The 12,218-nt window shown below is 60.4% G+C and carries 11 protein-coding genes; 4 read left to right on the plus strand and 7 right to left on the minus strand.

Annotated elements, in window-relative coordinates:
- The first annotated feature begins 206 nt into the window (after positions 1–206).
- Complete coding sequence (locus BN1139_RS06575; RefSeq protein ID WP_005354147.1) at positions 207–2,078, plus strand: methyl-accepting chemotaxis protein; 1,872 nt, start codon at positions 207–209, stop codon at positions 2,076–2,078.
- A gap of 240 nt (positions 2,079–2,318) precedes the next feature.
- Here the strand turns inward: BN1139_RS06575 and gltS are convergent, their stop codons facing one another.
- Positions 2,319–3,518, minus strand: coding sequence for a sodium/glutamate symporter (gene gltS / locus BN1139_RS06580; protein WP_005348115.1), 1,200 nt, complete (start codon positions 3,516–3,518; stop codon positions 2,319–2,321).
- 446 nt (positions 3,519–3,964) lie between these two features.
- On the opposite strand from gltS, the gene ansA reads away from it, so the two are divergent.
- Complete coding sequence (gene ansA / locus BN1139_RS06585; protein WP_005354141.1) at positions 3,965–4,972, plus strand: asparaginase; 1,008 nt, start codon at positions 3,965–3,967, stop codon at positions 4,970–4,972.
- 235 nt (positions 4,973–5,207) lie between these two features.
- Here the strand turns inward: ansA and BN1139_RS06590 are convergent, their stop codons facing one another.
- On the minus strand, positions 5,208–5,501 hold the full coding sequence (locus tag BN1139_RS06590) for a YeaC family protein (RefSeq protein ID WP_005354139.1): 294 nt from the start codon (positions 5,499–5,501) through the stop codon (positions 5,208–5,210).
- Between the two features lie 71 nt (positions 5,502–5,572).
- Positions 5,573–7,006 (minus strand): glyceraldehyde-3-phosphate dehydrogenase, encoded by a 1,434-nt coding sequence (locus BN1139_RS06595; protein WP_005354136.1) that lies wholly within the window; start codon positions 7,004–7,006, stop codon positions 5,573–5,575.
- A gap of 211 nt (positions 7,007–7,217) precedes the next feature.
- Here BN1139_RS06595 and BN1139_RS06600 point away from each other — a divergent pair, with 211 nt between their 5' ends.
- Positions 7,218–8,018 (plus strand): DUF2989 domain-containing protein, encoded by an 801-nt coding sequence (locus BN1139_RS06600; RefSeq protein WP_005354133.1) that lies wholly within the window; start codon positions 7,218–7,220, stop codon positions 8,016–8,018.
- A 7-nt stretch (positions 8,019–8,025) separates the two neighbouring features.
- Positions 8,026–8,589, plus strand: a complete 564-nt coding sequence (locus BN1139_RS06605; protein ID WP_005354130.1) for an NUDIX domain-containing protein — start codon at positions 8,026–8,028, stop codon at positions 8,587–8,589.
- Between the two features lie 104 nt (positions 8,590–8,693).
- Here the strand turns inward: BN1139_RS06605 and lipA are convergent, their stop codons facing one another.
- The 4 genes from lipA to BN1139_RS06625 form a co-directional block, all read right to left on the minus strand.
- A complete protein-coding gene (gene lipA / locus BN1139_RS06610) occupies positions 8,694–9,659 on the minus strand; it encodes a lipoyl synthase (RefSeq protein WP_005354127.1) in 966 nt (321 codons plus the stop codon).
- The gene (lipB, locus tag BN1139_RS06615) at positions 9,656–10,333 is read right to left on the minus strand and encodes a lipoyl(octanoyl) transferase LipB (protein WP_005354124.1); all 678 of its coding nucleotides are present in this window, start codon (positions 10,331–10,333) and stop codon (positions 9,656–9,658) included. The genes lipA and lipB overlap by 4 nt, the downstream gene beginning before the upstream one ends.
- A gap of 62 nt (positions 10,334–10,395) precedes the next feature.
- Positions 10,396–10,659 carry a DUF493 family protein YbeD gene (ybeD, locus tag BN1139_RS06620; RefSeq protein WP_005335178.1) on the minus strand — a complete coding sequence of 88 codons (264 nt, stop codon included), beginning with the start codon at positions 10,657–10,659 and terminating at the stop codon, positions 10,396–10,398.
- 292 nt (positions 10,660–10,951) lie between these two features.
- Positions 10,952–12,148: a D-alanyl-D-alanine carboxypeptidase family protein gene (locus BN1139_RS06625; RefSeq protein ID WP_005335176.1), complete on the minus strand. Its 1,197-nt coding sequence runs from the start codon at positions 12,146–12,148 to the stop codon at positions 10,952–10,954.
- Positions 12,149–12,218: the final 70 nt, after the last annotated feature.

The following is a 12,218-nucleotide window of genomic DNA, read 5'->3' on the forward strand; positions in this document are numbered from 1 at the left end:
ATTGTGGAAGGAATAAACAGGGTTGCCTTGGCTTGTGCGGCTCATGCCGTCAATTTCTGGTGCACTTTTCTCCACCTCGGTAGAAAATATCGCCCGCCGACCCATTTTCAGGTTCAGTTTTGGCCATTCGGGTCGCTAATGACTACGTGTAGTGTTGTGCAATTTAGGGAAAAACCCGCTCCTCACCTCAATAAGAAGAACACATGATGAAAAACCTGTCACTCAAGCAGAAGATACTGTTGTCAGTGGTGATCGCCCTTTCGTTGGTGATTTTGTTGCTCTCCTGGCAGAGCTATAGCAGCCAGAAGTCCCTGTTGCTGCAAGGCAGCCAGGAGCAGTTGCAACGGCTGGGTACCCAGCAGGCCGAGCGTGTCAGCGACTGGCTCGCCGCCCGTCGCGACGTGATCCAGGCGCTCGGCAACAAGGCCGGTGCCGAACCCCTCAATGCCTTGCAACAGGCACAAGTTTCCGGCCGTTTCCAGCTCACCTATTTCGGTGAGAGCAGCGGCAAGATGAATGACTCCGATCCCTCCATCAACCGCGATGGCTACGACCCGCGCTCTCGTGGCTGGTATCAGGAGGCGATGAGCAAAGGTGGCCTGATTGTCACCAAACCCTATCTCGACGTGGCTTACAACATCATGGTGGTGACCCTGGCCCAGCCGGTTTCTGGCGGGGTAGTCGGTGGTGACCTCTCCATCGCCTCGCTGGTGGAAGACGTGACCAAGATGCAGCTGCCTGCCGACGGTTTCGCCATCATGATGCACAAGGATGGCACCATCATCGCCTACAAGGATGCTGCCAAGGCGATGAAACCGGCCAGCGAGATCGACAACGATCTGACCAACGCGCTGATCGAGCAGAGCAAGTCAAGCAAGGAGCTGGTGCCAGCTTATTTTGACAATGAAGGTCGCGACAAGCTGCTGTGGGCGGCTGATATCCCCGACACGGATTGGGAGCTGGTGCTGGTGCTGGACAAGGCCGCGCTGGAAGCGCCGCTCTCCTCCCTGCTGATGACCCAGCTGGGGATGGCGCTGCTGGTGCTGGTGGGTAGCATCCTCGCTATCTCCTGGCTGGTCAGCATGCTGCTTGGCCCGCTCACCAAGGTCTCCCAGGCGTTGGCCCGCATTGCCGATGGTAACGGTGATCTGACCCAGCGCATCAAGATCGACGCCAACGACGAAGTGGGCCAACTGGCCAACAGCTTCAACCGTTTCGTCGGCAGTCAGCATCAGCTGATCGGCAATATCCGCCAGCTGGCCAACGAATTGAACGCCGATGCCGAGCGTAGTCTGGTGACCAACCAGGCCGCGGTGGACGAGTTGCAGCGTCAGCAGCAGGAGGTGACCATGGTCGCCACGGCGGTCACCGAGATGGCGAGTGCCACCATGGAGATCGCCGGCAACGCCGAGAACACCGCCGCCGCTGCCCAGCAATCTGCCCAGAGCAGTGAGCAGGGCAAGATGCTGGTCAACAAGACCCGCCAGTCCATCAATGGTCTGGCCGAAGAGGTGGGGCAGGCGACCGAGGTGATCGGCGAGCTGAGCCGCCACGCGCAGGCGATCACCAGCATCCTCTCCACCATTCAGGGCATTGCCGAGCAGACCAACCTGCTGGCGCTGAACGCAGCCATTGAAGCGGCCCGTGCCGGTGAGCAGGGCCGTGGTTTTGCGGTGGTCGCTGACGAGGTGCGGGTGCTGTCGCGCCGTACCCAGGACTCCACCCAGCAGATCCAGTCCACCATCGAGACCCTGCAACAGACCACTGCCCGTGCGGTGAGCCTGATGCAGACCAGTCAGGGGCTGGCGGACAACAGCGTGCAGGATGCCGATCAGGCGGTACGCGCACTGGAAGAGATCACCAGCGCCATCTCCCTCATCTCCGACATGGCGGGTCAGATCGCCACTGCCGCCGAGGAGCAGACCCAGGTGACCGGCGAGATCACCCAGAACACCACCGCCATCAAGGATGTGAGTGACGAGATCACCGCCGCCGCCATGCGCGATCTGGATCAGGCCCACAGCCTCAAAGGGCGTGCTGCTGACCTGAACCAGCAGGTGTCGACCTTTATCCTGTAAGGTGCACGTCCCGGCCCGTTCCGGCTGACATAATCAAGCCCCGTCCTCTGTCGAGCGCGGGGCTTTTTGTTGTTCGGGGGAGTGCGGGATGTGGGGATTCCGGGTAGTCCGGGTTGCTAGCGGGTCACCCTGGTGGCGGATACGAGCCCCGGCTCTGCCTGCGTCAGCTGGCGAGTAGAGAGCAAGCAAAGAGCCCACCGAAAGGTGGGCTCTGATCATATACGTCTGACGGAAAGGGAATTACAGGAATGGCATCGCCATAAACAGCTTGATCACCATGGCGTTGATGATGTCGATAAAGAAGGCGCCCACCATGGGCACCACCAGAAACGCCAGGTGGGAGGGACCGAAGCGCTGGGTGATGGCCTGCATGTTGGCAATCGCGGTTGGGGTGGCCCCCAGGCCAAAGCCGCAGTGACCTGCCGCCAGCACGGCCGCATCGTAATTTTTGCCCATCACCCGGAAGGTGACGAAGATGGCGTAGAGCGCCATCGCCACGGTCTGGGCGGCCAGCAGGATGAAGATGGGCAGCGCCAGGCTGGCCAGATCCCACAGTTTCAGGCTCATCAGTGCCATGGCGAGGAACAGCGACAGGCTGACGTTGCCCAGCAGGGAGACCTCGCGATCGCTCACTTCATGCCAGTTCAGCAGGGTCAGGACGTTGCGCAGCAGCACGCCGACAAACAGCACGCAGACGAAGATCGGCAGCTCGAAGGCGCCCCCTTTGAGGGAAGCAGAGAGCAGCTCGCCGCCCTTGAGGCTGATGGCGATCAGCGCCAGCGTTTCGATAACGCTGAAAGTGGTGAGGGGGCGCTCCATATCCGGCATTTCGAAGCCCTGGGGGGCCTCATCCTGATTGTGCTCCTCACCGGGCACCTGCACTTTCTTCACCAGATAGCGAGCCACCGGGCCGCCAATCAGGCCGCCCAGCACCAGACCGAATGTGGCACAGGCGATGGCGAGCTCAGCGGCGGATTGCACGCCGTACTTCTCGGAGAAGGTGGCACTCCAGGCCGCTCCGGTGCCGTGGCCGCCGGAGAGAGTGATGGAGCCGGCCAGCAGCCCCATGTGGGGATCCAGACCGAGCAGGGTAGCCAGACCGACACCCAGACTGTTCTGCACCAGCAGCAGGCCGGTGACCACCATCAGGAAGGTAACCACCGCCTTGCCGCCGCGTTTCAGGCTGGCGAGATCGGCGGAGAGACCGATGGAGGCGAAGAAGGCCAGCATCAGCGGGGTTTGCAGGCTGGTATCAAATTGCAGCTCCATCTGCAGGGTGGAGCGCAGCAGCAGCAGTACCAGCGCGACCACCAGGCCGCCGGCTACCGGTTTGGGGATGTTGAAGGTACGCAGCAGCCCGACTCGGGTAACCAACACCCGGCCAAGCAGCAATACCAGAGTGGCAGCGACCAGCGTTGCGTAGGAATCAAGTTGTAACATTCAGTACTCCCATGTTGATTGGCTGTGTCTTTCATAGCAAAAGACTTACAGATTCAGCCGGGATGAAAACAGTGTGGCTTATGTGCCAGCAAAGAAGGGGAAACATCTCCCCGCCCCAGGAAAGATGGGGCTTGTGCGGGCCTGAAATGCTCAGGCATCCAGATGAGATTTTAGTAAAATCCGGCGGATTGTAGCAAAAAGCATCGTTTAATTCCATCTTTGTCGTATTAATGCTCGTTTTAGTGGTTTATTGTGATATTTAACACTATGTGGGTAGAGGGCAGAAAAGCCGAAAAGGGTGCATGGAACGGCTGTCATTTGGGGCGCCAGTCTCTATAATTCGCCGGTTTCCGCTGCACGCAGAGGCGCTGGCGGGCGTTGACATTGTGGTTCACCCCGACATGGTTCATGTTCCGGCGGTGTTCACTTCATCAAGAGGAGAGGGTGTGAAGAAGTCTATCTACATTGCCTACACAGGCGGCACCATTGGGATGCAGCGTTCCGATCACGGCTACGTGCCGATGGCGGGCTTTATGGAAGACTGTCTGGCGCGGATGCCCGAGTTCCACCGCCCCGAGATGCCGGATTACCATATCCACGAATATGCCCCTCTCATCGATTCCTCCGACATGACCCCGGCGGATTGGCAGCGCATCGCCGAGGATATTCGCGACAACTACGACAAGTACGACGGTTTTGTCATTTTGCACGGTACCGACACCATGTCGTTCACCGCCTCGGCGCTCTCTTTCATGCTGGAAGATCTGCACAAGCCGGTTATCATCACCGGTTCCCAGATCCCGCTCGCCGAGTTGCGCTCCGACGGTCAGCAGAATCTGCTCAACGCCCTCTATATCGCGGCCAACTACCCGATCCACGAGGTGACGCTGTTCTTCAACAACCAGCTCTATCGCGGCAACCGCAGCAAGAAGGTGCACGCCGACGGCTTCCACGCTTTCGACTCCCCCAACTATCCGCCGCTGCTCAATGCCGGGATCGCCATCTCGCTGGAAGCGGGCGAGCTGGGCGTGCCCTCCGAGCGGCCGCTGGTGCTGCACGACATCACCCCCCAGCCCATCGGCGTGGTGACCCTCTATCCGGGGATCTCCAGCGAGGTGATCGCCAATATCCTGCAACAACCGGTGAAGGCGCTGATCCTGCTGTCGTTCGGGGTCGGCAATGCGCCGCAGAACCCGGCCATGCTGGCACTGCTCTCCGAGGCCTCGGCCCGTGGCGTCATCATCGTCAACCTGAGCCAGTGCCTGCACGGCAAGGTCAATATGGGGGGCTATGCCACCGGCAACGCCCTGTCGCGGGCCGGGGTGATCTCGGGCTTTGACATGACCGCCGAAGCTGCACTCACCAAGCTGCACTTCCTGCTGAGCCAGGACTTGCCATCCCACCGCATTCGCGAGCTGATGCAGCAGTCGCTGCGCGGGGAGCTGACTCCCTGAGAAACTGTCCGCGACCTTACTGCGAAGCCGTGATCAAGGCTCATGTGCTGCTCGGAATCCTCACGTATATCTATACACTCCGGTTCCTGCGCTGCTCTTCACCTTGCTGACGTCTTCTCGCTACAGGTCGTGAACAGCTTCTGACCTCCCTACCATGGCGAGAGTGGAAAAAGAGGGGAGCCATCATGGCTCCCCTCTTTGCTGTGGCCGCTGCGAGCGGCCTGCCGGGTCAGGTTCAATGGTTAAGGTCGACCCGCACTATCTCTTCCTCGTCGCGATACTGACGCTTGAGCTCGCTCTTGCTCTTCATCACGATCTCGCCGTCACGGCCGATGTTCATATGCTCCGGGTTGTCGAGATGCATCGCCTGCCAGGCCATCACGGCTTGCAGGGAGGTGGCCTTCTGCTCGTCGGTGAGGTGCTTGCCATCGGGCCACTTGCCCAGCTCGACAGCGGTTTTGAGCCGCTCATACACCTCTTCGGGCATCTGCCTGATAGCTTGTAAAAACTCACCCTGTTGAAACGACATCCGGCCTCTCCTTGAACTATTGAGCCATAAACAGCGGGATCTGATGGGCCATGCAGGTAGACCCTATCGGTCTATGCCGGCAGATCCTGGCGGACTACGCCAGCCATCTGCTCCATCACCCGCACTACCTGACAACTGTACCCGAACTCGTTGTCATACCATACGTAGAGCACGCAGTGATCCCCCTCGGCGATGGTCGCCTGGGAGTCGACGATGCCCGCATAACGGGAACCCACCATATCGGAGGAGACCAGCTCGGTGCTGGCGCTGAAGTCGATCTGGCGGTGCAGGGCCGAGCTTAGCGCCATCTGCTGCAGATAGGCGTTGAGGCTCTCCCGATCGGTGGCCTGCTCCAGCGAAAGATTGATAATCGCCAGCGAGACGTTGGGGGTCGGCACCCGGATGGCGTTGCCGGTCAGCTTGCCCTTGAGCTCGGGCAGCGCCTTGGCCACCGCCTTGGCGGCACCGGTGCTGGTCATCACCATATTGAGGGCGGCACTGCGACCGCGGCGCTCCCCCTTGTGATAGTTGTCGATGAGGTTCTGATCGTTGGTGTAGGAGTGAACCGTCTCCACGTGGCCGTGGCGGATGCCGAACCGCTCCTGCATCACCTTGAGCACCGGGGTGATGGCGTTGGTGGTACAGGAGGCGGCGGAGATGATCCTGTCACCCGGGCCTATCACCTCATGGTTGACCCCGAACACCACGTTTTTCATCTCCCCTTTGCCGGGGGCGGTCAGCAGCACCTTGCCGGCACCGCGCGCCTTCAAGTGCTCGGAGAGGCCTGCCTCGTCACGCCAGACGCCGGTGTTGTCGACGATCAGCGCATCGTGAATACCGTAAGCGGTGTAGTCGATGTCGGCCGGGCTATTGGCGTAGATCACCTGAATGAAGGTGCCGTTGGCGATGATGGCGCTGCGCTCCACATCCACCTCGATGGAGCCGTTGAAGGGGCCATGCACCGAGTCGCGGCGCAGCAGGCTGGCGCGTTTTTCCAGATCCCCGTCGCGACCACCGCGTACCACGATGGCGCGCAGACGCAGCGGATTGGCAGCGCCGGTGCGCTCGATCAGCAGGCGGGCCAGCAGGCGGCCGATACGGCCAAAGCCGTAGAGCACCACGTCGGTTGGCTGCGGCATCTGGTTGCGGCCAAGGGCCGGTGCCAGTCGCGCTTGCAGATAGTCCTCGATCCCCGCTTCATCCTGATGATCCTGCCAGTAGCCGACTGCCAGCTTGCCAAGGTCAACCTCGGCGGCGGTGGGTTTGAGGGCAACGATGGCCTGAAGCAGGGGGAAGCTTTGCTGGATGGGGAGGGGCGCGCCCTGGTGGCGGCGGACGACCCGGTGGGCCTTGAGGATATCGATGGTGGAGGCGTTTTGCAGCGGGCGGCCGTAGAGGGTGATCTCGACCCCTTGTTGTCGGTAGAGGCGACCAATCAAGGGCTGCATGGCTTCGGCGAGCTCCTGGCTCTCCTGCCACGCTTGCAAGTAGTGCTCGTGGGTCATTGACCAGATCCTTTATTTCACGTTGTTGGTGTAAATAGAAAATTCGTCGAATGCAGATCAGTGTAGGGGTGTATATTTCGTTATATTATTCTGCAATCGCGGCCTTATATGGCGCGCGTATTGTAATGGATATGTAACCGGTTTGCTAGCCGGAGGTGGCCCGTAAAGGCGCCAGTTGTTACCAACCCGCGTTACCAACAAGATGTGAACCATGGCCAATTTCCCCCTGCGACAGACCTTCATCATGCTTTCAGTCGGCCTTGCCGTGGCTGGCTGCAATGACGACCGGATCCACAACATCTGTGGCAATCATCCCGAGCTCTGCCAGGATCTGGTGGACGATGGCTGGTGTCGCTACGAGCGTACCGATGTGATCCGCAGTCGCTTCTATCTCAAGGAAGAGGGGACGGATCGGCGCAAGTACGAGCTGATGCGCAACCTTGAGCGCTATCTCAAATGTGCCGAGCGCTCCACCAGCATTGAATACAAGAATGCCCGCGAGCAGAAGAGTCCAAGGGTCGAGGGCATGCTGGCGGCCGGGGATCAGTTGGCCCAGCTCGATGCCGCGACCCGCAATTCGCAAGATCCCTACCTGCTGCTCTGGCACTGGACCAACAACACCAACGAGCTGGCTCGCCAGCAGTTTATGGCGCTGGAAGGCTCCAAAGCGCTGGATGAACCCGAGCTGCAACTGGCGCTCGGCGGTATCTACGCCAAGAGCGACCCCGAAAAGGCCATCGCCACCCTGCAGCACGGCCTCTCCCTCTATCAGGAGGGGGATAAGGTGAACAGCCGCATATTCACCTCCCTCAGCACCCTCTATATGGGCCAGAAACAGTATGGGCTGGCCTATCTGTGGGGCAAGGTGAGCGAATCGTTTCAGGATAGCCCCGAGGTCTCAGCCAAACGTTTTGGCATCTACCACACCCTGAGCAAGACAGAGCAGGATGGTTACGATGTGCGGGCTGCCGAAATTGTCGAGCAGCTAAAGCATGGCAACTACCGGCCCTGAGGCAGTGATGACGACGTTCTCCCCGGCCAGCTGCTGGCCCAATCCGTTCGATCTCTCTTTCATTCATGGCGAGGTACGTACCGATGGCCGCACCTTGGAGCGCCTCACGGTGCGTGCCGTGGTGCCTCGTGGCGGCGAGCTGCTGCTGGTGCATTCCCGGGTCAACGGCGATCTGATGTTCCCCGGGGGCGGTATTGAAGCGGGGGAGAGCCACCGTGTGGCGCTCGCTCGCGAGTTGCTGGAGGAGTGCGGTGCCGAGCTGCGGGAATTGGGGGGCCTGCTTGGCGAGACCCGTGAATATCGCGCCGCCCGCGAGCCGGGGTTCGATGCCTACTGCATCCGCTCGCTCTACTACTTGTGCCGGATTGGCGATCAGCTGGTGGCCCCGCAGCCGCAGCCCTACGAGATCCGACTTGGCTTCGTGCCCGGCTGGTTTGCCCTCGACGAAGCGCTGCAAACCAACAAGACCCAGCTGGCGGGGCCCTGTCCCCAGTGGACGGCGCGGGAGACCCGGGTGCTGGCCCAGCTGCAACGCTGGCATCAGCAGGGGATTTTCGACCACGGCTACTGAGTACATCAAGCCGCAACGGTCAGTGACACCAACAAAAAGAGCGCCAATAGGCGCTCTTTTTCATTGTGAGGGTGGCGGTTACTTGGCCACTCTGTCGTGCGAGATCATTTGACCTCTTCGCCCTTGGCTTGCAGATCAGCATGGTAGGAGGAGCGAACGAAAGGACCGCAGGCGGCGTGGGTAAAGCCCAGCTCCATAGCGACATCTTTCAGCTCGTCAAACTCTGCGGGCGGCACGTAGCGCTTGACCGGCAGGTGGTGGCGGCTCGGCTGCAGATACTGACCCAGGGTCAGCATGTTGACGCCGTGGGCGCGCAGATCCTTGAGCACCTCGACGATCTCTTCGTTGGTCTCGCCAAGACCCATCATCAGACCGGATTTGGTCGGAACGTTGGGGTGCATCTCCTTGATGCGGCGCAGCAGCTCCAGTGACCACTTGTAGTCGGCACCCGGGCGGGCGACGCGATACATGCGCGGCGCGGTTTCCAGGTTGTGGTTGAAGACGTCCGGCGGGGTCTCGCGGAACACCTCCAGCGCCTGCTCCATCCGGCCACGGAAATCCGGAGTCAGGATCTCGATGCGGGTCTGCGGGCTGTGCTCGCGGATCTCGCGAATGCAGTCGGCGAAGTGCTGAGCACCGCCGTCGCGTAGATCGTCGCGGTCCACCGAGGTGATCACCACATACTTGAGGTTCATCTCCTTGATGGTCAGCGCCAGCTTCTTCGGCTCTTCCGGATCGAGTGCCAGCGGGCGGCCGTGGGCCACGTCGCAGAAGGGGCAGCGGCGGGTGCAGATGGCGCCCATGATCATGAAGGTGGCGGTGCCGTGGTTGAAGCACTCCGCCAGATTGGGGCAGGAGGCCTCTTCACAGACCGAGTGCAGCTTGTTTTTGCGCAAGGTGCTCTTGATGTGTTCGATCTTCTGGCTGGAGGGGGGCAGCTTGATCCGCATCCAGTCCGGCTTGCGAAGGAGTTCTTCGTTGGGATCCGGCATGAATTTCACCGGGATCAGGGCCATCTTGTCGCCATCGCGCAGCTTGACGCCCGGCTCCATACGAACGGGTTTGCTCATGATTCACTCTCGGTGTTTGTTATTGTTTGATAGCCAATCAGGCGAGCCAGCTCGGTCACCAGAATGGATTGCGCCTCGGCCACGCTCTGCGGGCCGCCCAGGGCGCTGGTCTGGGTCATGGCCATGCCCGCATAGCCGCACGGATTGATGTGCAGGAAGGGGGTCATGTCCATGTTGATGTTGAGGGCCAGCCCGTGGAACGAGCACCCCTTGCGGATGCGCAGACCCAGCGAGGCCAGTTTTGCCTCCATGCCAAGGTCATTTTTCACATAGACCCCGGGGGCATCGGCCTTGGCATAGGCCTGGATATCGCTTTTGGCGAGGGTGTTGATGATGGCTGTCTCCAGCGCGGTCACCAGCTCGCGAACCGAGAATTTGCAGCGGCGGACATCCACCAGTACGTAGAGCACCAGCTGGCCCGGGCCGTGATAGGTCACCTGACCGCCTCGATCGCTCTGCACCACCGGGATATTGCCCGGATTGAGCAGGTGTTCGGCCTTGCCGGCCTGACCCTGGGTGTAGACGGGATCGTGCTCGACCACCCAGAACTCGTCCGGGGTGTCGCTGGTGCGGTTGTCGGTGAAGGCTTTCATGGCGTCCCATACCGGCTGGTAGGGGCGGCGACCCAGCTGCCTGACAATCAGGCTGGACTGGGCGGGGATCTGGGATGACATGGCGTCCTCGCGGCGTGCTGCGGCCAAAAACAGTCGCCCCGCAGAACGGGGCGAGAGAGAAATTACAGTACGTATTTCACCAGCTCGATCTTGCCAAGGGCGTGGTACATCGCTTCGATGTGCTCTTTGCTCTGGGCAGTCACGGTCACGCGGACCGAGTGGTAGTTGCCCTTGGAGCTGGGCTGGACTGTCGGGCTATAGGTGCCGGGGGCGTGCTGCTGCAGCACTTCAACCACCATTTCCGGCAGTGCCGGGTCGGCAACGCCGAGTACCTTGAACGGGAATTTGCAGGGAAACTCCAGCAGTTCATCAAACTTGGTATTCATTTACTCACCTTTTGCGTCATCACCGGGATGACTTCATCTTGGATGGCTAGTGGCCGATGGCCCGTGGAGGCCGCCATTTCAAGTCTATATGGGCACGGCTCATAACTATATGGGCGCTGCCCGGACCGGGATCAAGGCCAGGATCGGTCAGACAAGGATGGAAGTGCTGCTTTTTACCACAAATCAGGGTAAGGCGGAACCTGCAGTTTACAGGGTTATTCACTGCCTTTGTCCGTCACAGACAGCAGCGGCGCCTGTTGGCGCCGCTGTTTGGTGAGGATTGTGCGTTGGATTACTTGAACCAGCTGGTGACCAGCAGTACCAGATAGTCCCACAGACGGCTCATCAAGCCACCTTCCTGCACCTCTTCCAGGGCGACCAGCGGCACCTGCTTGATCTCTTTGTCGCCCTGCTTCAGGAACACGGTACCGACGCGCTGACCCTTGGCCAGCGGCGCTTTCAGCTCGCTGTCGAGCTGGAAATCAGCCTTCAGGTTGTTGCCCTGACCGCGGGTGACCAGCACGGAGACATCTTTGTCGACGCCCAGTTTCACTTCCGGTTTGTCGCCCATCCAGATCTTCTGGGTGACCAGCTCGGTGCCTGCCTTGTACGGGGTCAGGCTCTGGAAGAAGCGGAAGCCGTAGGTGAGCAGTTTTTTGCTCTCGGCGGCGCGGGAGGCTTCGCTGCTGGCGCCCAGTACCACGGCGATCAGGCGCATGCCTTCGTTGTTGGTGGCAGAGGAGACCAGGTTATAGCCGACCTGGCTGACGTGGCCGGTCTTGATGCCATCCACTTGCAGGGATTGATCCCACAGCAGGCGGTTGCGGTTGTGCTGGGTGATGCCGTTGAACACGAAGGATTTCTGGGAGTAGATCTTGTACTCCTCCGGCAGGTCGCGGATCAGCGCCTGACCCAGACGGGCCATGTCGTGAGCGGTACTGTAGTGACCTTCCGCATCCAGACCGTGCGGGTTCATGAAGTGGCTGTCATTCATGCCGAGCTTGGCGGCCCAGCTGTTCATCAGGCTGGCGAAGGAGTCGGTGCTGCCCGCCAGGAATTCGGCCATGGCGACGCAGGCATCGTTGCCGGACTGGATGATGATGCCCTTGTTGAGATCATCGACGGAGACCTGCTTGCCCACCTCGATAAACATCTTGGAGGAGTCAGAGTAGTTCTTGGACCAGGCGTTCTGGCTGATGGTCACCATGTCGGTGCGCTTGATGTTCCCCTTCAGCAGCTCCTGGCCGATGATGTAGGAGGTCATCATCTTGGTCAGACTGGCGGGCGGCAGACGTTCTTCGGCGTTCTGCTCGGCCAGCACCTGACCTGAGTAGTAGTCGATCAGAATATGGGCCTTGGCGGAGATCTCCGGCGCGGCGGGAACCACCATGGGCATGGCATTCGGGGTCGGTGTCGGCACCGGCGTATTGGCCTGGGCGGTTACGCTGATCAGTGAGGCCAGAAGAACTGAACGGGCAAATTTGGACATCTTGAAATTCCTGCGAGCCAGATGGGGATAAAATGCGGGCCTAACTATACCAGATGCGCCCGCAGGTTAT

It is taken from the genome of Aeromonas veronii bv. veronii, from assembly GCF_000820225.1.
In the GTDB taxonomy this organism is placed as follows: domain Bacteria; phylum Pseudomonadota; class Gammaproteobacteria; order Enterobacterales; family Aeromonadaceae; genus Aeromonas; species Aeromonas veronii.

Coding starts and splice junctions, on each gene's coding strand:
- BN1139_RS06590 (WP_005354139.1), bottom strand. CDS start 5,501: ATGTCGTTTCAACAGGGTGAGTTTTTACAAGCTATCAGGCAGATGCCC.
- lipA (WP_005354127.1), bottom strand. CDS start 9,659: ATGAGCAAACCCGTTCGTATGGAGCCGGGCGTCAAGCTGCGCGATGGC.
- BN1139_RS06600 (WP_005354133.1), top strand. CDS start 7,218: ATGGCCAATTTCCCCCTGCGACAGACCTTCATCATGCTTTCAGTCGGC.
- BN1139_RS06575 (WP_005354147.1), top strand. CDS start 207: ATGAAAAACCTGTCACTCAAGCAGAAGATACTGTTGTCAGTGGTGATC.
- gltS (WP_005348115.1), bottom strand. CDS start 3,518: ATGTTACAACTTGATTCCTACGCAACGCTGGTCGCTGCCACTCTGGTA.
- BN1139_RS06595 (WP_005354136.1), bottom strand. CDS start 7,006: ATGACCCACGAGCACTACTTGCAAGCGTGGCAGGAGAGCCAGGAGCTC.
- lipB (WP_005354124.1), bottom strand. CDS start 10,333: ATGTCATCCCAGATCCCCGCCCAGTCCAGCCTGATTGTCAGGCAGCTG.
- ybeD (WP_005335178.1), bottom strand. CDS start 10,659: ATGAATACCAAGTTTGATGAACTGCTGGAGTTTCCCTGCAAATTCCCG.
- BN1139_RS06605 (WP_005354130.1), top strand. CDS start 8,026: ATGACGACGTTCTCCCCGGCCAGCTGCTGGCCCAATCCGTTCGATCTC.
- BN1139_RS06625 (WP_005335176.1), bottom strand. CDS start 12,148: ATGTCCAAATTTGCCCGTTCAGTTCTTCTGGCCTCACTGATCAGCGTA.